The sequence below is a fragment of the Geodermatophilus sp. DSM 44513 genome (genome assembly GCF_032460525.1).
Classification (GTDB): Bacteria; Actinomycetota; Actinomycetes; order Mycobacteriales; family Geodermatophilaceae; genus Geodermatophilus.
Genome location: NZ_CP135963.1, coordinates 383,738 through 407,774, shown reverse-complemented (window position 1 = coordinate 407,774; position 24,037 = coordinate 383,738). Strand labels below are relative to the sequence as shown.

19 protein-coding genes are annotated in these 24,037 nt (G+C 77.2%); 4 read left to right on the top strand and 15 right to left on the bottom strand.

All coding sequences use genetic code 11. The features are described 5' to 3' along the window. Window positions 1-6: 6 nt before the first annotated feature. The gene (locus tag RTG05_RS01885) at window positions 7-4,203 is read right to left on the bottom strand and encodes a Pls/PosA family non-ribosomal peptide synthetase (protein WP_166527220.1); all 4,197 of its coding nucleotides are present in this window, start codon (window positions 4,201-4,203) and stop codon (window positions 7-9) included. Between the two features lie 326 nt (window positions 4,204-4,529). On the opposite strand from RTG05_RS01885, the gene RTG05_RS01880 reads away from it, so the two are divergent. The 3 genes from RTG05_RS01880 (at window position 4,530) to RTG05_RS01870 (ending at window position 6,380) form a co-directional block, all read left to right on the top strand. Continuing rightward, entirely contained in the window at window positions 4,530-5,204 is a 675-nt protein-coding gene (locus RTG05_RS01880; protein WP_166527219.1) for a 4'-phosphopantetheinyl transferase family protein, read from the top strand. Window positions 5,205-5,352: 148 nt separating this feature from the next. Beyond that, window positions 5,353-5,949 (top strand): TPM domain-containing protein, encoded by a 597-nt coding sequence (locus tag RTG05_RS01875; RefSeq protein WP_166527218.1) that lies wholly within the window; start codon window positions 5,353-5,355, stop codon window positions 5,947-5,949. A gap of 254 nt (window positions 5,950-6,203) precedes the next feature. Then, window positions 6,204-6,380: a hypothetical protein gene (locus RTG05_RS01870; protein ID WP_166527217.1), complete on the top strand. Its 177-nt coding sequence runs from the start codon at window positions 6,204-6,206 to the stop codon at window positions 6,378-6,380. 21 nt (window positions 6,381-6,401) lie between these two features. Here RTG05_RS01870 and RTG05_RS01865 read toward each other — a convergent pair whose 3' ends face one another. The 14 genes from RTG05_RS01865 to RTG05_RS01800 all read right to left on the bottom strand — a co-directional run bounded on the left by RTG05_RS01865 (window position 6,402) and on the right by RTG05_RS01800 (window position 23,786). Beyond that, window positions 6,402-7,238 (bottom strand): hypothetical protein, encoded by an 837-nt coding sequence (locus tag RTG05_RS01865; RefSeq protein WP_166527216.1) that lies wholly within the window; start codon window positions 7,236-7,238, stop codon window positions 6,402-6,404. Between the two features lie 146 nt (window positions 7,239-7,384). Continuing rightward, on the bottom strand, window positions 7,385-7,954 hold the full coding sequence (locus tag RTG05_RS01860) for a hypothetical protein (RefSeq protein WP_166527215.1): 570 nt from the start codon (window positions 7,952-7,954) through the stop codon (window positions 7,385-7,387). Between the two features lie 83 nt (window positions 7,955-8,037). Beyond that, on the bottom strand, window positions 8,038-9,078 hold the full coding sequence (locus tag RTG05_RS01855; RefSeq protein WP_166527214.1) for a phosphotransferase: 1,041 nt from the start codon (window positions 9,076-9,078) through the stop codon (window positions 8,038-8,040). After that, entirely contained in the window at window positions 9,075-10,301 is a 1,227-nt protein-coding gene (locus RTG05_RS01850; RefSeq protein ID WP_166527213.1) for a phosphotransferase, read from the bottom strand. The genes RTG05_RS01855 and RTG05_RS01850 overlap by 4 nt, the downstream gene beginning before the upstream one ends. After that, a complete protein-coding gene (locus tag RTG05_RS01845) occupies window positions 10,288-12,099 on the bottom strand; it encodes an ABC transporter ATP-binding protein (protein ID WP_315912232.1) in 1,812 nt (603 codons plus the stop codon). Before RTG05_RS01845 ends, RTG05_RS01850 begins: the two co-directional genes overlap by 14 nt. Next, window positions 12,096-13,289 (bottom strand): glycosyltransferase family 4 protein, encoded by a 1,194-nt coding sequence (locus RTG05_RS01840; protein ID WP_166527211.1) that lies wholly within the window; start codon window positions 13,287-13,289, stop codon window positions 12,096-12,098. The genes RTG05_RS01845 and RTG05_RS01840 overlap by 4 nt, the downstream gene beginning before the upstream one ends. Further along, complete coding sequence (locus RTG05_RS01835; RefSeq protein ID WP_166527210.1) at window positions 13,289-14,527, bottom strand: glycosyltransferase family 4 protein; 1,239 nt, start codon at window positions 14,525-14,527, stop codon at window positions 13,289-13,291. The genes RTG05_RS01840 and RTG05_RS01835 overlap by 1 nt, the downstream gene beginning before the upstream one ends. Further along, window positions 14,517-15,809, bottom strand: a complete 1,293-nt coding sequence (locus tag RTG05_RS01830) for a glycosyltransferase family protein (protein WP_166527209.1) — start codon at window positions 15,807-15,809, stop codon at window positions 14,517-14,519. The genes RTG05_RS01835 and RTG05_RS01830 overlap by 11 nt, the downstream gene beginning before the upstream one ends. A 239-nt stretch (window positions 15,810-16,048) precedes the next feature. Beyond that, window positions 16,049-16,975: a sugar-transfer associated ATP-grasp domain-containing protein gene (locus RTG05_RS01825; protein WP_166527208.1), complete on the bottom strand. Its 927-nt coding sequence runs from the start codon at window positions 16,973-16,975 to the stop codon at window positions 16,049-16,051. Further along, window positions 16,972-18,186: a 7TM domain-containing protein gene (locus RTG05_RS01820; RefSeq protein WP_166527207.1), complete on the bottom strand. Its 1,215-nt coding sequence runs from the start codon at window positions 18,184-18,186 to the stop codon at window positions 16,972-16,974. Before RTG05_RS01820 ends, RTG05_RS01825 begins: the two co-directional genes overlap by 4 nt. 86 nt (window positions 18,187-18,272) lie before the next feature. Beyond that, window positions 18,273-19,688: a S8 family serine peptidase gene (locus tag RTG05_RS01815; protein ID WP_166527206.1), complete on the bottom strand. Its 1,416-nt coding sequence runs from the start codon at window positions 19,686-19,688 to the stop codon at window positions 18,273-18,275. A gap of 58 nt (window positions 19,689-19,746) precedes the next feature. Further along, window positions 19,747-22,491, bottom strand: a complete 2,745-nt coding sequence (locus RTG05_RS01810) for a CHAT domain-containing protein (RefSeq protein WP_166527205.1) — start codon at window positions 22,489-22,491, stop codon at window positions 19,747-19,749. 27 nt (window positions 22,492-22,518) lie between these two features. Next, on the bottom strand, window positions 22,519-23,115 hold the full coding sequence (locus RTG05_RS01805) for a hypothetical protein (RefSeq protein ID WP_166527204.1): 597 nt from the start codon (window positions 23,113-23,115) through the stop codon (window positions 22,519-22,521). Window positions 23,116-23,216: 101 nt separating this feature from the next. Beyond that, complete coding sequence (locus tag RTG05_RS01800; protein ID WP_166527203.1) at window positions 23,217-23,786, bottom strand: RNA polymerase sigma factor; 570 nt, start codon at window positions 23,784-23,786, stop codon at window positions 23,217-23,219. Between RTG05_RS01800 and RTG05_RS01795 the strand changes: the two genes are divergently transcribed. Continuing rightward, complete coding sequence (locus RTG05_RS01795; protein WP_166527202.1) at window positions 23,785-23,952, top strand: hypothetical protein; 168 nt, start codon at window positions 23,785-23,787, stop codon at window positions 23,950-23,952. The genes RTG05_RS01800 and RTG05_RS01795 overlap by 2 nt on opposite strands. Window positions 23,953-24,037 lie beyond the last annotated feature (85 nt).

Sequence of the window (24,037 nt, the reverse complement as noted above, 5' to 3'; positions counted from 1 at the left end):
CGGCGGTCATCGCCGGCCCGCCGCGGTCGCACCGGCCGGGACCGCGCGCCGGCCGCGGGCCGGCGCGGCCGTCGGCGCCCGGCCGACCTTCTGCGCCGGGATGCCGCACCAGGTGGTCTCCCGGGGCAGCACCTCGCCCTTCATCGCCAGCGACAGGGCGGCCAGCGTGGCGTCCTCCTCCACGACCGACCCGTAGATGACGACCGCCTTGTCGCCGACGGTGGCGCGGTCGCGCAGGGTGACCTGGTCCATCTTCATCACACGGTCCTCGAACAGGTGGGTCTGCAGCGAGGCGTTCGCCCCCACGGAGACGTCGTCGCCGATGTCGACCAGGTCGAACTCGGTGACGTAGGTGGTGTCGATCAGCGTCCGCCGGCCGACCCGGGCCCCGAACAGCCGCAGCGCCGGGCCCAGCAGCGGCGTGCCGGTGAGGAAGGTGAGCAGGGCCGGCACCGCGGCGGCCTCGTAGACGCCGGTGACGAACTCGGTGCGGCGGACGAAGCCGCTCCACAGCGGGCGCACCTGGGGCCGGTAGCGGCCGACGACGGCCCACTTGAGGGCGGCCACCAGGAACACCACCAGCACGCTGGAGGCCAGCGCCACCAGCGGGGAGAGCAGCACGGTGGCCGCCGTGTTCCAGGACAGCGCGATGGAGGACAGCGCGTACAGGGTCGCGAAGGTCGCCACCGCGAGCAGCGAGCTCGGCAGCACGATGCGCAGGGCCTCGATGGCGTACCGGTTGCGGACCTGCCGCCGCGACGGCGTGTACAGCTCGGCCTCGGTGAACTCCTCGAACACCTCGCGGCGGGGCAGGAAGAACGACGGCGAGCCCAGCCAGGAGGTGCCCGGCTCGGTGCCGCCCGTGGGCGGGACGCTGCGGACGCCGACCAGCGACCCGTCGCCCACGTGCGTGCCCGACGGGACGAAGGCGGCGTTGCCGACGAAGGCCCGGGAGCCGATCTCGGTGCGCCGGAAGGCGACGTGGCCGTTGGCGTAGGTCGCGCTGCCGACGCTGGCCATGTCCGCGACGAAGGCGCCGTCGCCCAGGGTGAGCAGGTCCGGGTCGATGTTGGCGATGGTGGAGACCTCGGCGTCCTTGCCGATCTTGGTGCCCATCGCCCGCAGCCACATCGGCGTGTACAGCGTGGCGTACATGGTGTTGTTGAACAGCAGGCTCATCTCGAGCAGCTTGTCGCCCAGCCACTTCTCCAGGCCCAGCTGCGAGCGCAGGTGGTGCACGCCCTCCGGGGTCGCCGGCAGCACGAGGCGGCGGGCACCCAGGACGAGGGCGCAGGAGGCGAGCACGAAGACCGGGCCGGACAGCGCGGTGGCCACCAGGGCGGCCGCCGTCCCGTAGCCGAGCAGCACCCACCACACCAGCGCCACCACCGGCAGCAGGACGAGGAAGGGCAGCAGCTCGAGCAGGGCGACGCCGCCGGCGAAGCCGGCCAGCAGGGTGCTCGACCAGCGGCGCGGGGCGCTGGAGCAGCCGGCCATGAGCTCGACGACCGGGTCGACCGCCTCGGGGGCCGACCGCGCCGGGGAGCCGGCCCACGACTCGCCCGCCGGGACGACCTGGCCGGAGGTGAGCAGCGAGGTGTCGCCGAGGATGGCGCGCTCGCCGACCTCGGAGCCGCACTCCAGCACGCTCTCGGAGCCGACGACCGCACCGGCGCCGATGGTGACCGGCGCGATGGTCAGCACGCCCTCGGCGACCCGGTGGGCGTGCAGCTGGGTGCCGTAGCCGACCGTCGCGCCGCGGCCCACCCGTAGCAGCGAGGGCAGCGAGACGTCCGCCGACCCGACGTGGGCCTCGTCGTCGACCTGCGCGCCGGCCAGGCGGAGGTACGTGACCGCCCAGGGCGAGCCGCTGAGCACGGTGAGCGGCGAGATGGACACCAGCTTCTGGATGGTCCAGACCCGCAGGTGCATGCCGCCCCAGAGCGGGTGGTCACCGGTGCGCAGGCCCCTGGCCAGCAGCCGGGCGCCGGCGACCGGGGCGACCCAGCGGCCGAGCAGGTAGACCGCCGGGAGCGCCACGGCCAGCTGCAGCAGCAGGCCCGTCGAGGGCTGGCCGTCGTTGAGCCCGTACAGGACACCGACGGGCAGCAGGAACAGCAGGATGATCGCGTACAGGACCGACACCTGCGCCGTCCCGAACCCGACGACCCGCCGGTCGGACGGCGGCTGCGGACGGGGCTCGCGCGGCTCGAGGACCAAGGTCTCCTCGGCCCTGGTGCTCACGCCGTCCTCGAGGAAGGTCGCCAGCTCGCGGACCGTGGGGTGCTTGTAGAAGTCCAGGATGGACAGGCCCGAGCCGAGCTCGCTCTCCCGCATCGCGGAGACGACGGTGGCCGCGACCAGGGAGTGACCGCCGAGGGCCGCGAAGAAGTCGGCCTCCACGGACACCGCGCCGGCGGGCAGTCGCAGCGTCTCCTCCCAGAGGCCGGCGATCCAGGCCTCCGCCGGGGTCGCCGGCGGCTCGAAGTCCCGGGTGCCGCGGATCAGCCGGGGCCGGGTGGGCGCCGGCAGGCGGCCGCGGTCGGCCTTGCCGCTGGGCAGCATCGGGATGGAGGTGACCACGTCGAGGTAGGACGGGACCATGTACGGCGGCAGCTGGGCCACCAGCTGCTCGTGCAGCTCGGCGACCAGCGCGTCGGTGGCACCGGCGGCGAGGGTCTCCGGGCGCAGCTCGCCGGTGGCGCAGTCGCCCCGGACGATGACGTAGCCGGCGAGGTCGCCGCCGGTGTCCGGCGAGGACAGCAGCGTGACGACGGCCCCGGTCACCTGCGGGTGCTCGAGCAGCACGCTCTCGATCTCCTGCAGGTCCACGCGGTGACCGCGGACCTTGACCTCGCTGTCGGCGCGGCCCAGGTACTCCAGCTCCCCGTCGGGCAGGAAGCGGCCGAGGTCGCCGGTGCGGTAGATGCGCTCGCCGGGGATGCCGCGCGGGTCGGCGATGAAGCGGTCGGCGGTGAGGTCGGGGCGGTTGACGTAGCCGCGGGCGACGCCCGGTCCGCCGACACAGATCTCCCCGGTGCCCCCGGGCGGGACCGGGCGGCGGTCCTCGTCGAGCAGGGTGACCCGGTAGGTGGGCAGCGGCCGGCCGATGGTGACCGGCTTGCCGGGCCGCAGCTCGGCCATCGTGCAGGTGACGGTGGTCTCGGTCGGGCCGTAGGTGTTGAGGATCCGGCGCCCCGGTGCCGCCCAGCGGTCGACCAGCTCGCGCGGGCAGGCCTCACCGCCGACGTTGACCGTGCGGACCAGCGGGAGGACGCGGTCGAGGGTGGCCAGCACCGTCGGGACGCAGTAGACCATCGTGATCCGCTCGTCCTCGAGGAAGTCAGCCAGACCCGACCCGACCCGGCGGCCGTCCGTGGGACCGGCGACGAGCGTCGCCCCGACGGCCCAGGTCGGCCAGATCTCCTCGATGGAGAAGTCGAAGGCGATCGTCATGCCCTGGTACACGCGGTCGGTGGACTCGACCCCGTACAGCGACGGCACGATCCCGACGAAGTTGCAGATGCTCGACTGGTTGACCTCGACGCCCTTGGGGCGGCCGCTGGAGCCCGAGGTGTAGATGACGTAGCAGACCGGGTCGCCGTCGAACTGGATCCCCGGGCGGGCGCTGGACTGCACGGCGAGCTCGCCGCCGAGCTCGTCGAGGTACAGGCTCTCGCACGGCAGGGCCGCGCAGGACGCGGCGAAGGAGGTGGTGGTGACCAGCAGGCGCAGCGCGGAGTCCTCGGCGATGTAGAGCAGCCGGTCGGCGGGCGCCTCGGGGTCGATCGGGACGAACGTGGCCTCGGTCTTGGTCACGGCCAGCAGGGCGACGTAGGTGTCCACCGAGCGGTGCAGCAGGATGCCCACGCGGACACCGGCGCGCGCACCGCGGCTCATGAGCAGGTTGGCCAGGCGGTTGGCCCGCTGGTCGAGGTCGGCGTAGGAGACCCGCTCGCCGGCGCACTCCAGCGCGGTCGCCGACGGGCGCTCGTCGCAGGTGCGCTCGAAGAAGCGGCTCAGCCGGGTGACCGGCGAGCGCTGGCCGGACAGCTCGGCGACGAAGTTGTCGTGCAGGCGGTAGGAGGTGGCGGTGTCGTCCCGCAGCTCGTACCCGGGCGTGGTGGTCCGCGACCGGGGCTCCCGCTCGGCATCTCCCGCGAATGTCGAGAAGAAATCCCAGTCGTCGCTATGTGTCGTCATATATTCACTCTCTGCCGCACCTCCCGAACACCAACTCGCCCACATTAGGGGGGCGGTTCCCGGGCGTGCAAAGTGCTGCCCGGGCACCGGTGCGCGCCCGTCCGGGGAGCCGGAGCGGGCCACGACACCGGATTCCTCACCCTCGATGACGACACGGAGGCGGAAAGTGAGAAAGGCGGCGAGCGACCCGAGAATGGTCGACGGAACGCTGCCGGGTGTTGACCGAGTGCAGGCGGCGGCCGTCACTTCTGGTGATGGGTTCAACCCGCACAGTGGCGCCCAGGAGGTGGTCGGTGCAACGCAGATCACCTGAGGACGCCCCCCTGGTGCTGCTCGCCCGGCCCGCGGACGTGCTGCGCGCCGGTGGCCGGCACCTCCTGACCTCCGCGGAGCGCCGGCGTGCCGAGGCGCTGCGCTCCCCGGCCGACCGGGACGCCCACGTCGCCGCGCACCTGCTGGTCCGCCACTGCGCCGCGGTGCGCGCCGGCCTGCCGGTGGCGGCGCTGGAGCTGGTGCAGCGGTGCGCGGAGTGCGGGTCGCCCGAGCACGGCCGGCCCTCGATCGCCGGCCTGCCCGACCTGCACGTCAGCCTCGCGCACACCCGGGGCGCCGTGGTGGCCGGCGCGGACAGCCGTCCGGTCGGCGTGGACGTCGAGGAGGCGCGCCCCGGGCCCCCGGACCCCGCCCTCCTGGCCGCCGCGCTCACCGCTGCCGAGGCCGCGGAGGTCCGGGCGGCGGCCGACCCGTCGGCGGCCCTCCTCCGCTCCTGGGTGCGCAAGGAGTGCCTGGTGAAGGTCGGCGCGCTCACCCTGGACGGCCTGTCCCAGGTGGCGCTGGACCCTGCCGCGGACCGGGCGGCGGAGGACGGCCGCCGGCGCGGCCGGTTCGGCCCCCTGCACCTGGTCGACTGGTCCGACCCCGCCCTGGGCGCCGCCGTGGCCGCCGCCGGGCACGCGCCGCCGGTGGTCGCCGCCCCGCACACCTGGGCCCGCACGCCCTGACGGGACCCCGGTGAACCGGGCGGGCCGCCCCGGCCGAACACCGGTGTGGGGTCGCCCGATGGGGTCGAGCACCCCCTCCGCCGGCCCGTCCGTGCGTACAGTCCCCGGACCCGGGGCGAGCCCGTCCCCGTTCCGTCGGAGGTGTGTCGTGCGCAGGTCCGTCATCGTCCTCGGCGCCCTGGCCCTCGTGCTGTCGAGTGCCGGGACGGCGTCCGCCGAGCCCCCCGTGGAGGTGGGCGAGCAGCTGGACGACCGGGCCGGTGCCCTGGGCGTGGGCACGTCGGCGGCCGCCGAGCGCGCCGTGGCGGACCTGGCCGCGGAGGACGGCCTGGTGCTGTCCGCGGTCTTCGTGTCCTCCTTCGACAACGCCGACCCCGGCGCGTGGGCCCGGGACTCCGCCCGGCTGTCCGGGATGGACGGCGACGACCTGCTGCTGGCCGTGGCCGTGGGCGACGCCACGTTCGAGTACGGCTACTGGGTCGACGAGGACTTCCCCCTGTCGGAGGTCGACCTGGAACGGGTCGTGACCGCCGAGGTCGAGCCCCGGCTGGCGGCCGGTGACCGGTCCGGCGCGGTGGTCGCCCTGGCCGAGCGGCTCGGGGAGCTGGTGGCCGCGCAGGACGAGGCGGCCGCCGAGGCGGGGCCGTGGTCGGCGCGCACCACTATCCTGGTCGTCGTCGGGGTCGCCCTGGTGCTCCTCGTCGCCCACCTGCTCTCCCGCCGGAGGTCCTCGGCCCGGTCCTGACGGCCGGGACGGCGGCCACCGGCGCACACCGGCGTCCGTGGCCCCGGGGCACAGGAGCCCCACAGCCCGGTCACCGGGAGGTCGCAGGCGTCCGGTCCACGCTCCCCGACACGACCTCCCCGACGGTGATCCCCCGTGAGTCGACGCCCGTCACGGCAGCCGGACTGCCCTCACCCGTGAGTCTCGCCGCCCCGCACGACCCGGCCGACTGCGCCGGGCGGGGGTGTTCCCGCCACCACCCGAGCGACCACCACATGCGGACCTGGCCGCGCGTCTGGCGCGCGTACTACGGCTACTCCGACCGGCTGTGCCCGCACGGCGTCGGGCACCCCGACCCGGACGACGTCGTCCACCTCCAGGCGCTCGGCGGCGCGTGCACCACCCACGCGTGCGACGGGTGCTGCGCCGCGCCCCTGCGCGGCGGCGGCTGAGGGCCGGCGACCCGAGGGGGCTCAGACGGTCCGGCGGACGGCGGCGACCTCCGCGGCCTGCCGGTCCTCCTCGCGGCGGAGCACCCAGGAGGCGGGCAGCACCAGACGCGGGGCGACACCGACCAGGACGGCCATGAGGACCGCGACGCCGGCCAGCGCCTCCCCCGACTCCTCGAGGTAGGTCGCCGTGGCCACCCACGGCGCGGACACCGCGGCCGAGACCGCCGACAGGCCCACCGAGGCCACGGCGTAGCCGGCCAGGCAGGAGAGCACCCGCCGGCGGTCGCGGCGCTCGTCCCGCGTGACGTAGCCGAGCACGGCGAGCACGGCGGCGGCCAGCGCGACGCTCACGGCGAGCGCACCCCCGCGGCCCAGCCCGGCGGACAGCGCCGCCCCGGCCTCGACGTGCAGGGTCCCGCCGGCCTTGACGACGGCGACACCCGCACAGACCAGCCCGACGGCGAGCCACCAGCCGCGGCGGCCGGGGGTGCGCGCCGCGCCGGCGACCGCGGCCACGGCGGCCACGGCGAACAGCGCGGCGACGAAGGTCCGGGGTGCCGACCAGGGGGCGTCCATGGACAGCGTCCGGGACAGCGGGCCGCTGGTGCCGGTGAGCCGGACGACGTAGCCGGTGGTCTCGAGCAGGACGGCGGTCGCCGCCAGGGCGATGCCGACCGGCGGGAGCGGGACGCGGCGACGCGGCGCGCGCAGCCGCACGGCCGGGACCGCGGGGACGGCGTCGGTCAGCGGACCGACCGCGCGCAGGTCGGCGATCCGGATGCCGCGGCCGACGACGACGGCCACGGTGAAGGCGAGCAGCACCCAGAGGACCAGTCCCCCGACGACCCAGATCCACACGTGCCCGTCATCGGCAGGTCCACCGCCGGACCTGACCCGGGAGCCGCCCTCCTCCCCCGGACGGGTCAGCTGGCGCCGGCACACCGGGGAGAACGGCGGGGACCGCGGGCCCCGGCCCGTCGCCGGACCGGGACCCGCGGGGGCCGTCAGACCGCGAAGCCCTCGAACTGCTTCTCGTCGTCGCCGCCGACGGTGTTGCCGCCGCCGACGGGCGCCGGGTCGTTGTCCTGGCCGGTGAGGTTCACCCGGATGGTGTTCGCGCTGACCTCGACCCCGCCGGTGTTCTCCGAGGCGTCCAGGCTGTTGCCGATCGTGTTGCCGGTGATCGACACCGCGCCGTCGCTCTTGGTCACCTGCACGTCCGCGCCGACCGTGGAGTCGGTCAGCGTGAAGGAGCCACCCTCCTGGAACTGCACGAGGCTGCGGACCGCCGAGCCGGCGATGTCGACCGACGATGCGCGCTGGGCCTGCACGCTGGCGCGCACGTCGATGCCCTGGGCGTCCAGGTCGGCGTCCTCCAGCACCCGCACGTCACCCAGGACCCGGGTGCCCGCCAGGGTGCAGCTGGCGTCCTCGGGCACCAGGACGCTCTTGACCTCGATGGCGCCGATCGTGCCGGTGCACCGCACGTCGTCGGCGGCCAGGGCCGGGCTCGCCGCCAGGCCGGTGAGCACGAACGCGCCGGTGCTGGCGAGCGCGAACAGGGACTTCCGCATGCTGACCTCCACTGTCGTCCGGATCCCCGGGTGGTCCCGGGTCACCAGAGACGTGCAGGCCGAGCGGGCGGGTGATACCGGACTCAGCTGACCGGCCGGCCCGGTCGGAAGGCGTAGACCGCGGCCAGCCGCAGCCGGGTGGCCGCCTCGTGCACGGCCAGCCGGTCGAGCACCCGGCGGTCGGGGCGGTAGCCGTCCAGGACGGCGGCGCGCAGCGGCCCCGCGTCGGCCAGCAGGCCCTGGCGGCGGCGCAGCTCCAGGTGGGCCAGCAGGTTGGCCAGGTCCAGCGCCGGCTCCCCGAGTGCGAGCAGGTCGAAGTCCAGCAGGCCCAGCGACCCGTCGGCGGCCACGAGCGCCTGCCGGTCGTGCAGGTCCCGGTGCACGGCCACGAGCGGCCCGGCCGGTCCGCCGGTCAGCTCCGCGAGGACGCCGGCCAGCTCGTCCCCACCGCCGGCCCCGGTCCAGGTGCGGGCCAGCCCGGTCCAGCGCCGCAGCACCGCGGCCTCGGCGGCGCCGTCGTGCACCGGGAGGCCGGCGGGGGGCGGTGCGGCGTGCACCGCGGCCAGCGCGGCCCCCAGCTCCCGGCAGGCGCCCACCGCGGCGCCGGTGCCGAGCAGGTCGTGCAGCGGCCGGCCGGGCAGCGCGGCCGTGCGCAGCAGGCCGCCCGGCGGATCGGCGGACAGCAGCGGCGCGGTCCGGACGGGGAGCCGCGCGGCCGCCCGGGCGGCCGCGAGCACCGCGGGCAGCCGGTCCGGCCGCACGACCTTGACGTAGCTGCCGTCCCCGCAGCGGAGGACGGCCCGCCGCTCGGGCCGGTGCGCGACCAGCGTGGCGCCCGGTGCGGTGAGCAGCTGCCGCAGGCCCGGCAGCCGCCGGTCGGCGCCACCGGGCTGCAGCAGCAGCCGGCCGTGCCGACGGCTGCCCGGCGTGCCCGCCCCGACCGCGCGGGCCCGGCCGCGGTCGGCCCACCACTGCCCGGCCACCGCGCCGGCGTCGGTGCCGACCTCGACCAGCAGGTGGTCGGTGCCGCGCGGCCAGGCCACGAGCAGCCGGCCGCCGGCCGCGGCGACGTCGTCCTCGACGGCGGCCAGGGCGGCGGCCGACCGGGTGTCCGCGCCGGTCACCGGAGCTCCCGCTCCGCCGCGTCCAGCACCGCGACGACCCGGGCGGCCCAGTCCGGCTCGGCCAGCCGGAAGGGCTCGGCGGCCCGGCGCAGCAGCGCGGCCGCCGTGGCCGCGGCCAGCCGGCGGGGGTCGGGCAGCGGACGCAGGGTGCGGTAGCCGTCGAGGAAGGACCAGGCGTCCGCGGGGCCCAGCCGGCGCTCGGCGGTCGCGGCGGCGAGGAACCCGGCGAGGTCGACGGCGGGGTCGTCGCAGCCCACCTCGTCCAGGTCCACCAGGGCCACACCGTGCGGCCCCAGCACCACCTGGTCGGCGGAGAAGTCGCCGTGGCACACCCGCCCGGGCACCTCCGGGCGCAACCGGTCGGTGGCGGCCCGGGCCAGCGCGGCGGCGCGCTCGGCCTCGTGCGGCAGCAGGTGGGCGACCAGCCCGGCGGCGGCCCGGACGGCCGAGCCGGTCTCGTGCGGTCCGCGCCGCGGCAGGCCCGGCGCCGCGTGCTGGTGCAGCGTGGCCAGCGCCCCGCCGGTGCGGCGCAGCGCCGCCGGGTGGTCCGCCGGCGGCAGGTCGGCCAGCGTCCGGCCGGGCAGCCACTCGGTGACCACCAGGCCGAGCACCGGGTCCTCGGCCACCAGCGCGGGCGTGCGCACCCGGGCGGTGCCGAACGCCCGCAGCCGGGCCGCCGCGGCCGCGGCGACCGCGGGGGCGTGCGCGCGCAGCAGCAGCGGGTCGGCGTCCGGCCGGCCGAGCAGGGCCACCCAGCGGCGGGCCGGCTTGTAGCGCAGCACCCGCACGGTGGCCGCGCCGAGGTCCTCGCCCGGGAGCAGCCCGGCGAGTGCGGCCCCCGGCCGGTCGCCGGACAGCGCGGCGACGGCGGGCAGCACGCGGTCGGCGGCGGGGGTGGTGAGCAACAACCGGGCGTCGTCGTCGGCGGCCAGGACCGACCCCGGCGGCGCCTCCTGCCGGGTGCGGGCGAGCTTGCCGGCGCCGTCGGCGGCGCGGGTGGCGAGCACGGCGGGCACCGTCGTCCCCCCGCGCTCCGGGTCCCCGACCTCCAGGTCCAGCCGCAGCAGGCAGCTGGTGCCCGGCTTGTAGCGCAGGTAGCGCCGGCGGGCGCGGCCCAGGCCGTGGCCGGCCAGCCACTCGCCCAGCAGGGCGTCGTCGAGCAGCACCGGCAGGGCGGGCAGCGCGGGGTCGCGCGCGGCGAGGTCGCGGTCAGCGGTGCGCACCGGCGGCCACCCCCTCCCGCGGGGAGGGGAGCACCTCGTCGGGGTGTCCGGCGCGCTGCACCCGCCCGTCGGCCAGCCAGACCACCTGGTCGGCGTCGCGGGCGGCGGCCAGGTCGTGGGTGACGACGAACGTGGTGCGGCCCGCGGTGAGCCGGGCCAGGGCGGCGGCCACCTCGCCCTCGGTCTCCGGGTCCAGGCCGGTCATCGCCTCGTCGAGCACGACGATCGGCGCCCGCCGGATGGCCGCCCGGGCGATGGCGATGCGCTGCCGCTGGCCGCCGGACAGGGTCGAGCCCCGCTCCCCGACGACGGTGTCGTAGCCGTCGGGCAGCCGGGTGACGAACTCGTGCGCGCCGGCTGTGCGGGCGGCGGCCTCGACCTCGTCGTCGGTGACCGGACCGTCGACGCCGAGGGCGATGTTGTCCCGGATCGAGGTGGCGAACAGCGTGCTCTCCTGCAGCACCACCGCGACCTGGGCGCGCACCGAGGCCACGGTCAGCTCGCCCACCGGGTGCCCGTCGAGGCGCACCGTCCCGGAGTCCGGGTCGCGCAGCCGGCACAGCAGCGAGACCAGGGTGGACTTGCCCGACCCGGACGGGCCGACCACGGCGACCCGCCGGCCGGCCGGCACCCGCAGCGACAGGCCGCGCAGCACCGGGTGCCCCGGCACGTAGGACAGGTGCACGTCGTCGAACTCCACCTCGCCGCGCAGCCGGGGGGCCGGCCGCGCGCCGGGGGCGTCGCGCAGCTCCGGTTCCACCTCCAGGACGTCGACGATCCGCTCCCCGGAGGCGGCCGCGCGGGAGATCCGCCCGGCGTACTTGGCGATGTCGCGCAGCGGCCGGAACGCGCTCCTGAGGTAGGTCAGGAACACGGTCAGCTCGCCGGGCGTGAGGTCGCCGGCCACCACCTGGCGGGCGCCCACGTAGAGGACGACCCCGGTGGCCAGGCCGATGAGGACGTCGGTGCTGCGCTCCAGACCGGCCGCCAGCCGCCGCGCGCGGACGCCCTCGCGCAGGCTGGTCTCGTTGCTGCCGCCGAAGCGCCGCTGCACGCGCTCCTCCAGCGAGTAGCTCTGCACCACGGCCATCGCGCCGAGGGACTCCGTGGCCAGCGAGGCCAGCGCACCCTCCGAGGCGCGCTGGCGGCGCGAGACGCCGTGGATGCGGCGGGTCAGCCGGACGCCCAGGAGGGCGGACAGCGGGAAGACCAGCAGCACGACGAGGGCCAGCTCGGCGTTGAGGACGGCGACCACCACCAGCATGCCGAGCAGGGTGACCAGGTTGCCGAACAGCGGCAGGGCGGCGGTGACCGTGGCCTCCTGCAGCCGGCCGACGTCGCCGGTCACCCGGGTGACCAGGTCACCGGTGCGGCTGCCGTCGTGGAAGGTCATGGGCAGCCGGGTCAGGTGCGCGTACAGCTCGGCGCGCACCCGGGTGAGCACCCGGTTGCCGGCGAGGGAGAAGCAGACGGTCATCGCGTAGGCGGCCAGCGCGCGCAGCGCCACGGCGGCGACGAGGGCGGCCGAGGCGAGCAGCAGCACGGTGCCGACGTCCCCGGTCCACGCCCGGTCGACGTCTCCGCCCGCGGCCGCCACCAGCGAGTCGAGCACCCAGGCCAGCGGCCACGGCTCCAGCAGCCGCATCGCCACCTCGAGGAAGAGGGCGAGCAGGCCGAGCAGCAGCAGCCGGCGCTGGCTGCGCAGGTGGGGGGCGAAGCGGCGCAGCGTGCGGCGCAGCCCGCGGACGGCGTCCCGCGCCCCGGGGCGGCGGGAGCGCTCCGGCAGCGGCGCGCTCACCGCGGTCCCCCGGCCGGTTGCAGCCGGCGGTCCGGCGCGGCGCCCAGCGCGTGTGCCAGTGACCGCCGCACGACGCCGCGCCAGGTGTGCCGCTGCTCGGCGGCCCGGCGCCCGGCGCGGCCCAGCCGCTCCCGTCGCGCGACGTCGGCGCGCAGCGCGGCCAGCGCCCCGGCCAGTGCCGGCACGTCCCCGGGCGGGACCAGCACGCCCAGCGGCTCGCCGCCGGGCCGGTCCGGGGCCAGCAGCGCGGGCAGCTGACCGACCCGGCTGGCCACCACCGGCAGCCCGGCGGCCAGGTACTCGAAGACCTTGAGCGGGGAGAAGTAGCAGGGTTCCGCGGGCGGGTAGGGCGCGGCGGCGACGTCCATCCGGTGCAGCTGGGCGGGCACCTCCGCCGGCGGCAGCGCCCCGGTCGCCTCCACCGCCGACGACACGCCGAGCGCGGCGGCGCGGTCCAGCAGCGGCCCGGCCATCGGCCCGTCGCCGACCAGCAGCAGTCGCCAGCCGGGGTCGGTGGCCGCCAGGGCCGCGACCGCGTCGACGAGGGTCTCCACGCCGTGCCAGGGCTTGAGCGACCCGACGAAGCCGACGGTGAAGGAGGTGCCGGCCGCCGGGGTCACCGGGCGGCCGGCCGGCCGCACGCGGTCGACGTCCACGCCGTTGGGCTCGACGTGCACCCGGTCGGGCCGGGCGGACACCGCGCGCGCCCAGTCGGCGACCGCGTCGCTCACGCAGACCACCGCGCTCGCCGCGGACAGCGCCGCCGCGGCGACCGCGTCGGCGGCGGCGGGGTCGGTGAGCGAGCGGTGCAGCCGCTGCTCCTCGGGCAGCGGCGCGTTGACCTCCAGCAGGGCGGGCACCCCCGCGGCCCGCGCCCAGGCCGTGCCGGTGCGCCCCCACAGCGAGTACCGCTCGTAGACCAGCTCCGGGCGCACCCGGTCGAGCACCGCGGCCACCGCGGCGTCGCTGGCCCGGGCGGACCGCTCCCGCTCACCGCCCCGGCCGGTGACCGCCGGCAGCCGGTGCAGGTGCACGCCGGGCAGCGGGACGCCGTCCCGCCGCGGGCTGACCACGTGCACCTCGTGGCCGTCGGCGACCAGCTCGCGCAGCACCGCCTGCAGGTGCACCGAGGCGCCCTTGCTCCCGAACACCGGGATGCCCGGGTCGGTGCAGACCACCGCGACGCGCATCAGCCCGCCACCTCCAGCACCGCCGGGCGGGGCCGGGTCGCCGGGGCGAAGCCCTCGGCCACCCGGGCGGCCTGCACCGCGGCGTCGAAGTCGGTCTCCACGCGGGCCCGCGCGGCGGTGGCCAGCCGGGTGCGCAGCGCGGCGTCGTCCAGCAGCCGGGCCAGCGCGCCGGCCAGGGCCGCGGGGTCGCGCTCGGGCACCAGCAGCCCGGTGCGGCCGTGCTCGACCACCTCGGGGATGCCGGTGACCGGGGTGGCCACGACCGGCGTGCCCAGCGCCATCGCCTCCAGGACGACGGTGGGCAGCCCGTCCCGGTTGCCGTCGGCGCCGACGACGCAGGGGGCGGCCAGCACCGCGGCGCCCCCCACCACCCGCCGCACCTCGTCCTGCGTCAGCGCCCCTGGCATCGTGACCGCGCCCTCCAGCCCCAGCCGGCGCACCAGCGCGGCCAGCTCCCCGGCCAGCTGCCCGGTGCCGACCAGGACGACGGAGAGGTCCCGGCCGGTGTCCTGGAGCCGGGCGACGGCGTGCAGCAGGTCGGCGAAGCCCTTCTTCTCCACCAGCCGGCCGACCGCGGCGACCACCGGCGGCCGGTCGGTGGGCGGGGTCCAGGGGAAGGCGGGGAGGTCCAGGCCGTTGTAGACCCGCCGCACGCGGGCCGCGGCCGGGCCGAACCGGCGGCGCAGGTGCGCGACGTTGAAGTCGCTCACGGTGACGACGTCGGCGGCGTCGGCCAGCTTGGCGCGCAGCTCGGCGTCCACCACCTCCTCGTGGAAGACGTCCTTGGCGTGCGCGGTGAACGAGTAGGTCACCCCGGCCAGTCGCGCGGCCAGCCGGGCCACCGTCGTGGCGACCGAGGCGAAGTGCGCGTGCAGGTGGGTGATCCCGGAGGCGCGCACGGCCAGGGCCAGCTCGACGGCCTGCGCGGCGTCGCGGTGGTCGACGTCCAGCAGCTCGCCGGCGTGCGCGGCCAGGCCCGGCAGCCGGTCGCGGGCCGCGCGCAGCGCGTCCCAGAACTCCTCGGTGCGCGACCAGGAGCTGGTCAGGTAGGTGACCGGGGTGCGCAGCCGGGCCAGCGCCTCGTGGAAGCGGCCCTCGCAGGGGGCGCGCAGGGAGAACACGTGCACGTGCAGGCCGCGGACCTGGTGGGCGAGCAGCTCGGTGAGCACGAAGGTCTCCGAGAACCGGGGGTGGACCTTGAGTACGTAACCCACCCGCGGCGCCGTCTCAGGCGACACGGCGGGCTCCCCCGAGGGCGGCCGCGGGGGCGGCGAGCAGCGCGTCGGCCAGCCGCGGGACCCGCCGCAGGCCGTCGAGGTCGACCGGCTCGGCCGGGGGTGCCGGGGTGCTGACCGCGGTGGCCATCCAGTCGGTCAGGGACGCCGGGCTGAGCCGGTCGGGGTGCAGGCAGTCCAGCAGCCCGCGCCCGGCCAGCCGCTCGGCGCGGACCAGCTGCTCCTCCCGGGGGCGCACCCGCGGGACCAGCAGCGTGCGGGCGCGGGCGGCGAGCAGCTCGCAGACGCTGTTGTAGCCGGCCATGGACACCACCGCAGCCGCCCCCGCGACGAAGGCGTCGGCGTCCGGGACGAAGTCCACGATCCGCAGCCGGTCGTTGCCGGCGGCGGCCGCGGCGACCGCGCGGCGGGCCGCCGGTGCCATGAACGGCCCGGTCAGCAGCACACCGCGGTGTCCCTCGGGCAGCCGGGCGGCGGCGAACGCCTCGGCGAGGGCCTGCCCGTCCTGGCCGCCGCCGACGGTGCACAGCACGTACGGGCCGGCCGGCGGGCGGGACCGGCGCCCGGGGCGGGTGCGGGGCCGGACGCCGTCGGTGCGGGCGTGGCCGAGGTACCCGGTGTACCGGACGAGCGCGGCGACCTCCGGGGGCAGGCCGTACTCGGCGACCGGGTCGTAGACGGCCGGGTCGCCGTAGACCCAGACCTCGTCGTAGTGCTCGGCGAGGACCTCGGTGGTGCCGGCGTCCCGCCACTCCCGGACGGCGACCTCGGGCCGGTCGAGCACCTCGCGCAGGCCCAGCACGACCCGGGTGCCGCCCAGGGCGCGCAGCGTCCGCAGCGCCGGGAGCAGCTCGCCGTGCACGCCGCCGGGCACCTTGTCGACGACCAGCAGGTCCGGGGCGAAGGAGCCCAGGGCCGCCTCCAGGATGCGGGCCCGCAGGTCGAGCACCACCTCCAGCGGGGTGCCGAGCACCCGCGGCGCGTAGCTGCCGGTGGGCGTCTTGCCGACGGTGGGCAGGGTGAGCACGTCGGTGCGCGGAGGCAGCGGCAGGACGGCGGCCTCGGGGTTGCCGGTGAGCAGCAGCACGTCGGTGTCCGGCCGGGCGGCGACCAGCGCCGCGGCCAGCACGATGTTGCGCCGGGTGTGCCCCAGGCCCTGGGTGTCGTGGGAGTAGAAGGCCACCCGCCGCGCGGGGCCGGCGTCCGGACCGGCCGGCGGGGGCACCAGCGTCAGCGGGGTGGTGGGCCGCTCCCGCCCCGGGGCGGCCGGCAGGACGGCGGTCACCGGGTACCGCCGCGGGTCGCGGAGGGGACGGGCGCGAGGCGTGCGGGTCGCTGCACGGGGGGCCTCCTGGGGACGGTGGGCCGGGGGTGGCCGGGACGTGAACGGCGGGTGGACACCCGCTGACCTACACGTGGTGCCGGCGTGCCGTCCTGATACCGCCGGTCCGGGACGTCTCCCGGAGAGACGACGCACCGCCCGTGGCCACGGGGGCCACGGGCGGTGCGCCGGGGGAGCTGGGGTCAGGCGGCCGGCAGCAGGCCGGCCAGACCCCGGCCGTTGACGTTCTGGATCTGCAGGCCCGGGCGGGCGTTCACCTCCAGGACCAGTGGGCCGGCGTCCCGGTCGACGACCACGTCCGCGCCGACGTAGTGCAGCCCGGTCGCCGGGCCGCACCGGGTGGCGGCGTCCAGGACGCCGTCCCAGCAGGGGACGACGGCGCCCACGAGGTCGACGCCGGTGTCCGGGTGCCGGTCCAGCGGACGCCGCCCCACCCACGCCCCGGTGATGACGCCGGTGCCGAGCTCGACGGCGGCACCGATCGCCCCCTGGTGCAGGTTGGCGCGTCCGCCGCTGGCCGAGGTGGGCAGCCGCACCATCGCCATCACCGGCTCGTCGGACAGGCACAGCACCCGGACGTCGGGCAGGCCGCGGTGGGAGAGCGCCGCCATGTCGGGGTGCGCCCGGATGAGCGGCTCGACCAGGACGGCGTCCCGCGGCCGGCCGGAGAACTCCCCGTCCAGCACGAACCGGGCGTGGTCGAGGACCGCGGCCCGGCTGATCCGCCGGCCGGACGCCGACAGCCAGCCCTCACCGGCCGGCAGGTCGGGGTCGGGGGCCGTGGCGAGGACGATGCCCGAGCCGCCGAGGCCCTGGTTGGGCTTGAGGGCCCAGGAGCCGCCCAGCGCCGCCCAGTCCACCGCGGCCAGGTCGCGCCGGGACTCCACGAACGCCAGCGTCGGGGCGGTCGGCGCGCCGGCGGCGGCCAGTGCGGTCTTGGTGGCGTGCTTGTCGTCGACCAGCTTGATGGCCCGGGTGGGGTTGTCGCGGGCGATGCGCTCGTTGCGGGCGTTGATGCCGAGCACGCCGTCCAGGCGGCGCACCCGGGAGAGGTCCGGGCGGCGCGGCCAGTACCTGGTCAGGGGGTGCGTCACGCGGGTGGTGGTCATCGGAGGGCCTCCGTGCGGCGGGTCAGCGGGGAGAAGCGGATCAGTTCCACCAGGCGCAGCCCGCGGTAGGTGCCGGCCAGGCCGGCGGCGACCACGCAGGCGGCGCTGAAGGCCAGGGGGGCGCTCTCGGTCAGCAGCCGGGTGACCGGCGCGAGAATGAGCAGGGTGACCAGGACGGCCACCACCAGGGTGTTCAGGCAGTCGACCAGCGCGGGGCGGGGGCCGTCGAGGTCCCAGGTCTCCCAGAGCCGCTCGATGATCGCCGCGGTCACCACGACGGGCAGCGCCGCACCCCAGGAGTCGGCGACCCCGGTGAGCCCGAGTGCGGTCTGCACGCCCACCAGCAGCATCGCCACCAGGCCGATCAGGACCGACAGCCGCGCCACCCGGGGCAGCCGGAAGCGGCGCAGCAGCGGCTGTGCGGCGAAGCCGAGGGTCAGCATGAGGCCGGTGAGCAGCAGGCCGGTCGTCAGCCCGGCCTGGGTGTAGCCGAAGGCCAGCAGCACCGGCGAGAAGGTGCCGAGGGTGGACAGCCCGACCACCACCCGCAGCAGCACGATGACCAGGGCGGCCATCGGCAGCACCGCCAGCAGGGACTGCGGGCCGAGGGCCGGCCCCTCCGACAGCAGCGCGCGCAGCGCGGTCGGCGCGGTGTCGTCGCCCGGGGTGGTCAGCATCCGCTGGCCGACGGCGACCTGCAGCCCGCGCAGGTCGGCGCGGCCGATGAGCACCGGGGTGGTGCGCTCGGAGCGGTCGGTGACGGTGAAGCGGGCCGCCGCGGCGTCGCCGGCCAGCTGCAGCCCGCCGACCACGACCGGGCGCTCCTCCTCACCGAGGGAGGACGCGACGGTGACGGTCTCGGCGTCGTCGAGGTCGTAGCCGAGGTCCTCGGCGATGTCGTCGTCGATCGAGGAGCTGCTGGCGCCGGTGTCGATGCGGGCCATCGCCTCGACCGACTCGCCGTTCGGGCCGGTGATGCGCACCAGCTCCTGGGTGCCGATCACCGCCTCCGGGCTGCGGGCCACGTCGGTGCGCGGGGAGAGGGCGACCGCCCCGATCAGCAGGGCCAGCGCGGCCACCGCCAGCAGCACCCGGCCCACCGCCGGGATGCGGGGGGCGGGGTGGGCACCGCCGGGCCGTGCGGTGGCCCCGGGCCGGGACGGCGGCAGGTCGTCCCCGAGGGCGGGCTCGGTGTGGGGAGGGGTGCTCATGCCCCACACGTGCGCCCGGGTCAGGCCGCTGATACAGCCGCGCCCCCCGGACCGCGGCGGGTCCGGGGGGCGCCGGTGCCGTGGGGTCAGTCCGAGCCGGTGGCGCTGCCCGCCGCCGCGGTGCTGGCCGCGAGGTCCACCCGGCCGGCACCCAGCAGCGGGTCACCGGCGACCGCGGTGGAGGTGATCAGGCCGGGGACCGCCCCGGCCGGGTCCTCGCCGAGCAGCGGCACCAGCAGCGCCGCCTGACCGGCCACGAACGGAGTCGCCATCGACGTGCCCGCCCAGGTCGCGAAGCCGCCGCCGGGGAACGTGCTGACGACGTCCTCGCCGGGGGCGGCGACGTCGACCCACCCGCGGTTGCTGAACTCCGACAGGGCGTCCTGCGGGCCCACGGAGGCGACGGACACCACCCCGCCGGTGGCGGCCGGGTACTGCAGGGCCTGGGTGCCGCTGTTGCCCGCGGAGGCCACGACGACGGCGTCCTCGTCGGCCTCCTCGAGCACCTCGGCCAGCAGCTGGGACTCCGCCGCGGTGCCCAGGCTCATGTTGAGCACGTCGGCGCCGGCGTCCAGCGCGGCGCGCACGCCCTCGGCCAGGCCGAAGGCCGTGCCGATGCCGTCGCTGTCGAGCACCCGCACCGGCAGCACCTGCGCGTCGGGGGCGACGGCCAGGACGATGCCGGCGACGTGGGTGCCGTGCCCGGTGGCCTCGTCCACCCGCCCGTCGCCGTCGTCGTCGACGCCGTTGCCCACGTCGTCGGGGGTGGTGTCGCCGTCGACCAGGTCGGGGCCCGACGCGGCGACGTCCCCGGCCAGCGACGGGTGACCGGCCGCGACGCCGGTGTCCAGCACCGCCACGGTGACGCCGGCACCGGTGCTGGCCGCCTGTGCCGCGGCGGCGCCGACCTGGGTGAGGGCCTGCTGGCCGGTCCAGGCGGCCGGGTCCGAGCCGGCGGGCACCGGGCTCCCGTCGCCGCCGCGCCACCGGTAGGTGGGGTTGGCCTCGGGGGCGCCCAGGTTGAAGTTGGGCTCGGCGAAGCGGGTGCGCGGGTCCGCGGCCAGCTCGGCGGCCAGGGCGGTCACGTCGGTGCCCGGCGGGGCCTGCAGCAGGTGGGTGTCCGGCGAGCCGGCCAGCTGGTCGACGACGGTGAGGCCGTACTCGGCGGCCAGGGCGGCCACGTCGGTCCCGGGTTGGACGGCGACCACGATCTGGTCGACGCCGTCGACCGGGTCCTCCGACGGGTCGGCGGTGATGCCGTCGTCGGGGGTGCCCCCACCGGCACCCCCGTCCCCGGCGTCCTCGTCCTCCTCCTCGGACTCCTCGGACTCCTCCTCGTCGGCCTCCTCCTCGGCCTCGGGTTCCTCGGCCACGGTCGCGGTCTCGGCCTCCTCGGTCTCCGCCGCGGCGGGCGTCACCCCGCCGAGCGCGAGGACCAGGGAGCCGGTGAGGACGGCCAGCGTCCGCACCGCGTGCCGGCGGGGAAGGGATGAGCGGGTCATGCGGGTCACCTCCAGGGGTGTGGGGAGCAGTCACGGGCCGGGGGGTCCGGCCCGGGGGTCATGGCGAGCCGACGAGCACGAACGGTGCCCAGTAGTAGGGGTGGTCGCCGCGCAGTGCCGCCTCGCACTGCGCGCGGTGCAGCGCCTCAGCCGGGGGTGCGCCGTGGCTGTGCAGTTCGTAGACGCGGGCCATGAGCTCGGCGGCCGCCGCGTCGTTGACCAGCCAGAGGCTCACGATCACCGCCGCGGCGCCGGCGCCGAGCGCGGCGCGGGCCAGGCCGACCACCTCGTCACCGGCGCCCTCGGCGCGGGTGCGGCCGGTCTCGCAGGCCGACAGGGTCACCAGCGACCCGGTGAGGTCGACCTCGAGCAGCTGCGCCGCGGTGAGCCAGCCGTCGGCCAGCCGGAGCGCGGAGAACACCGGGTTCTCCGGACGGAACAGCCCGTGGCAGGCGACGTGCACCACCGCGCTGCCGGGTGCCTCGCCGCAGAGGGTGCCGACGCCGGCCTGCTCGCCCACCCGCAGCCGGGCGCCGGGCAGCGCCCGGGCGACCCGCTCGGCCTCGGCGGTCACCTGGGTGGCCGCGGCGTCGGGCACGGCCAGCACCAGGGCCGGCCCGTGCGCGCGCGGCAGGTCCAGGGTGGCGAGCAGCACGGTGAGGCTGGGGGCCACGGTGACGGCGTGGCGCTCCAGCAGCCAGCCGTCGCCGTCGTGCAGGGCGTGGAAGGGCACCTCGTGCAGGGGGCCGTGCGCCACGACGACGAGCCGGGCGACGTCGGGCAGCTCGCCGAGCGGGGCGACCAGCTCCTCGTACAGGTCGGCGAGCACCCGGCGCGCGCCGGCGGCCAGCCGCGCGGTGTGCCGGCTGCCGAACGCGCCGCCGATGCGGGTGCGCTGCCACTGGGCGTCGAGCTGGCGCAGCAGCGGGCGGACCCGGTCGAGGTCGGTGACGTCCTCGGTCGCCGTGACGCCGTCGCGGGTGACCACGAAGGCCGCGACCCGGCCCGCGTCGAGCACGTGGTAGCAGACCACCGCCAGGTCCGCGGGCAGCCGGGCGGCCAGCTGCCGGGGGTCGGCGGTCGCGCCGACCGGGTCGGCCTCGGTGACCGGTGCGCGCAGCCGCTCGGCGCGCAGCGCCGCCTCGGTCTGCGTGGCCCGCGTGCGCAGCGCGGCACGGCGCCGGGCGCGGGCGTCCGGCGCCAGCTCGGGGTCCTCGTGCAGCAGCTCGGTGTAGGTGGCCATCAGCTCCTCGTGCAGCGCCGAGACCCGGTCGAGGTGGTCACCGGCGTCGCCGCGGCGGTGCGCACGGGCCAGCAGGTCGACCAGCGCGCGGGACTTGGAGCGCTCGGCGGCCGCCAGCGCCGCCACCGGGTCACCCGCCGCCATCTCCAGGGCGACCAGGTCGGCGTAGGGCGCGGCGGCGTCGCGCAGGAACGACACCCGCATCGCCTCCGTCGGCAGCGTGGCGCGCAGGTCCTCGACGACCCGGGTCGCCGCGCGCAGCGCGGCCCGCGCCCCGAGCACGTCGCCCCGCAACCGCAGCAGCCGGCCCAGCCCGGCGTCGACCTGGTACTGCAGCGGTGGCAGGGCCAGCGGCTCGGCCAGCCGCGCGGCGGCCAGCAGGTGGCGCCGCGCCCGCACGAGGTCGTGCGGGGCGGTCATGGCCAGGTCGGCACCGCGCAGGTGGGCACCGACCAGCTGGCTGGTCCACTCCTGCCCGCTGAGCAACCGGACCGCCTCGTCGACCAGTGCGGTGGCCCGCTCCCGGTCGCCGCGGCGGGCGTGCACGCCGGCGGTCTCCACCAGCACCTCGGCCAGCAGCGGCACGTTGCCCCGGCCGCGGTGCAGCGCGGCCGCCTCGGCGAGGGCCTCCTCCGCGTCGGAGAGCCGGCCGTCGCGGGCCAGTGCGACACCGACGCCGGTGAGCACCCGCGCGAGGTAGGGGGTCTGCCCCGAGCGGCGCAGGGACGCCTCGGCCTCCCGGTAGGCGACCAGCGCCTCGCTGTCCAGGCCCAGGCCCAGCCAGGTCTCCGCCGAGCTGAGCAGCAGCTGGTCGAGGTCGGCGCGCACGTCCAGCCGCTCCAGCAGCCGGCGGGCGCCGTCGAAGGCCTCGAGCGCCTCCCGCCAGCGGCCGACCCGGGCGCTGGCGCGGGCGGTGTCGACCAGGCAGCGGGCCTCGAGGAGGACCTGACCGGTCTCCCGGAAGTCCTGCGCCGCCTCCCGCAGGACGTCGATGGCCTCGTGCACCCGGCCGAGGTCGAGCAGCTGCTCCCCGCTGTTCTGCCGGACGGCGGCCAGCTCCTCGGGCATGCCGGCCCGCCGGAAGGCCGTCTCGGCCGCCCGGCTCTGCTCGAGGGCCTGCAGGTGCCGGCCGGCGAAGGTGTGGCAGATGGAGATGTTGTCGTGCACGCTGCCGCGCAGGCCCCAGGCCTGCTCGGGCGTCCCGGCCACCTCGGGGTGCAGGTCCAGGACCTCCAGCACGGCCACGCCGCGGGCGATCGCGTCGTCGTGCCGGCCCTGCTCGTTGAGCACGTGCATCATGCCCAGCTCGGTGCGCAACGCGTCGAGGTCCGCGCCGGCGAGCCGGTAGGTGTCCCGCGCGCGCGCCACCAGGTGCAGCGCGGTCTGCAGGTCGCCCTCGATGGCGTGCACCTGGGCGGTGAGGTAGTCGGCCCGGGCCAGCAGCGCCGCCGAGGAGGTGCGACCGGACGCGTCGAGGGCGAGCGCCCGCGCCGCCGCGGGGTCCTGGTGCACCAGGGCCTCGGCCTCCTCGAGCAAGCCCGTCACCTCCTCGTCATCCACGCACCGTCACCTCCCCGTCCGGCGCGGTCACGTCACGAGGGAGACGTCGACCTCGATCGCCGTCCCGGCCACCTCGGCGACCAGCAGCGCGGCACCGGCGGGCACGGGGGGCAGCGCGAACCGGCCGGTGTCGTCGGCGTCGGCGGCGGCCAGCTCGGCGCCGTCGCGGAGCAGGCGCACGGTGCCGCGGGCGGGTGCCTCCGGGTCGGCCGGCAGCAGCTGGCCCTCGACGCGCACGTCCCGGTCCTCCGGGTAGAGGTCCAGCGCGACGTCGACGGTCGCGGACTCGACCACCACGTGCCGGCCGACCCCGGTGTCGGCGGCGCGGACCCCGAGGGCGAGCTGGGCGGTGGCGCTGTCGAAGGAGATCACCGCGCGCACGCGCTCCAGGAAGCCGGGTGCCGGCGGGTGCAGCGCGGCGAAGCGGTGCAGCAGCGCGTCGTGCACCTGCTGCGGGGGGCTCTCCAGGGTCATCCGCGCCGAGGCCGCCCGGAAGCTGCGGTACCAGGCGGCCGCCGCCTGCAGCTCCGGGTCGGCCGCCACCGCGGCCGCGACGCGCGCGGCCCGCTGGTCGTCCAGCCCGCCGTCGACCCAGTCCACGACGTCGCGGAACCCCATCGCCACCTGGCACCTCCCCGCTCGCTCGCCACCCGTCGACAGGTACGTGCGGCCTGCGCGCCCTCCTGATACGTCTGGTCACCGGCGGTCCACCCGGAGTTCCCCGGTCAGTCCCCCAGGGCGGCACGCAGCCGCTGCAGGCAGCGGGCGCGGGTGGGCCCGATGCTGCCGATGGGCCGGCCCAGCCGGCGGGCCACGTCGGCGTAGGCTGGGGACTCCGTGCTCAGGTACAGCGCGGTGATCAGCTCCCGGCACCGCTCGTCCAGGGAGAGCAGGCCGTCGTAGAGCCACTCGTCGCGGGTCCAGGTCTCCGCGGGGTCGGGCTCGGCCACCTCCGGGAGCTCCTCCACCGCGGTCTCCCGGCGCCGCCGCTCCAGCAGCCGCCAGCTCTGCCGGCGGGCGACGGTGGCCAGCCAGCCGACCAGCCGCTCGTCGTCGCGCAGCGCGTCGAGGCCCTGCAGCAGCTCGGTGAAGGTCAGCTGCACGACGTCGGCGGCGTCCTCCCGGGAGAGCCCGTGGCGCAGCGGGATGGAGAACACCAGCCGCTCGTAGTCGGCGAGCAGGTCCGCCCACGCCCGGGAGTCGCCGCGCCGGCACCCCTCCAGCAGGCGCCGGTCCCGCTCGGCGCGGGCCTGCTGCGCCCGCGTGCGCTCCTCGGTGGGGTGGACGACGGCCATGGGACTCCTCGTGACCGGCGACGGCGTCGCCTCCGGTCCAGTGGTGGGGCGGCGTGCCGTGCAGGCGGCGGGACGGTCGGCGAGGACGGCGGTGGTCCCGCCCCTGCGCTCACTGGTCGTCGTCATCGTCGTCGTCCCGGTCCTGTCGTGGTCCTGGTCGGCGTGATCGGCACCGGTGGCCGGACGGGCAGGTGACACCTCTTGCGCCGTCCTCGTACCCGACTGTGCCCTCCGGTGATGAGCGGCGCATG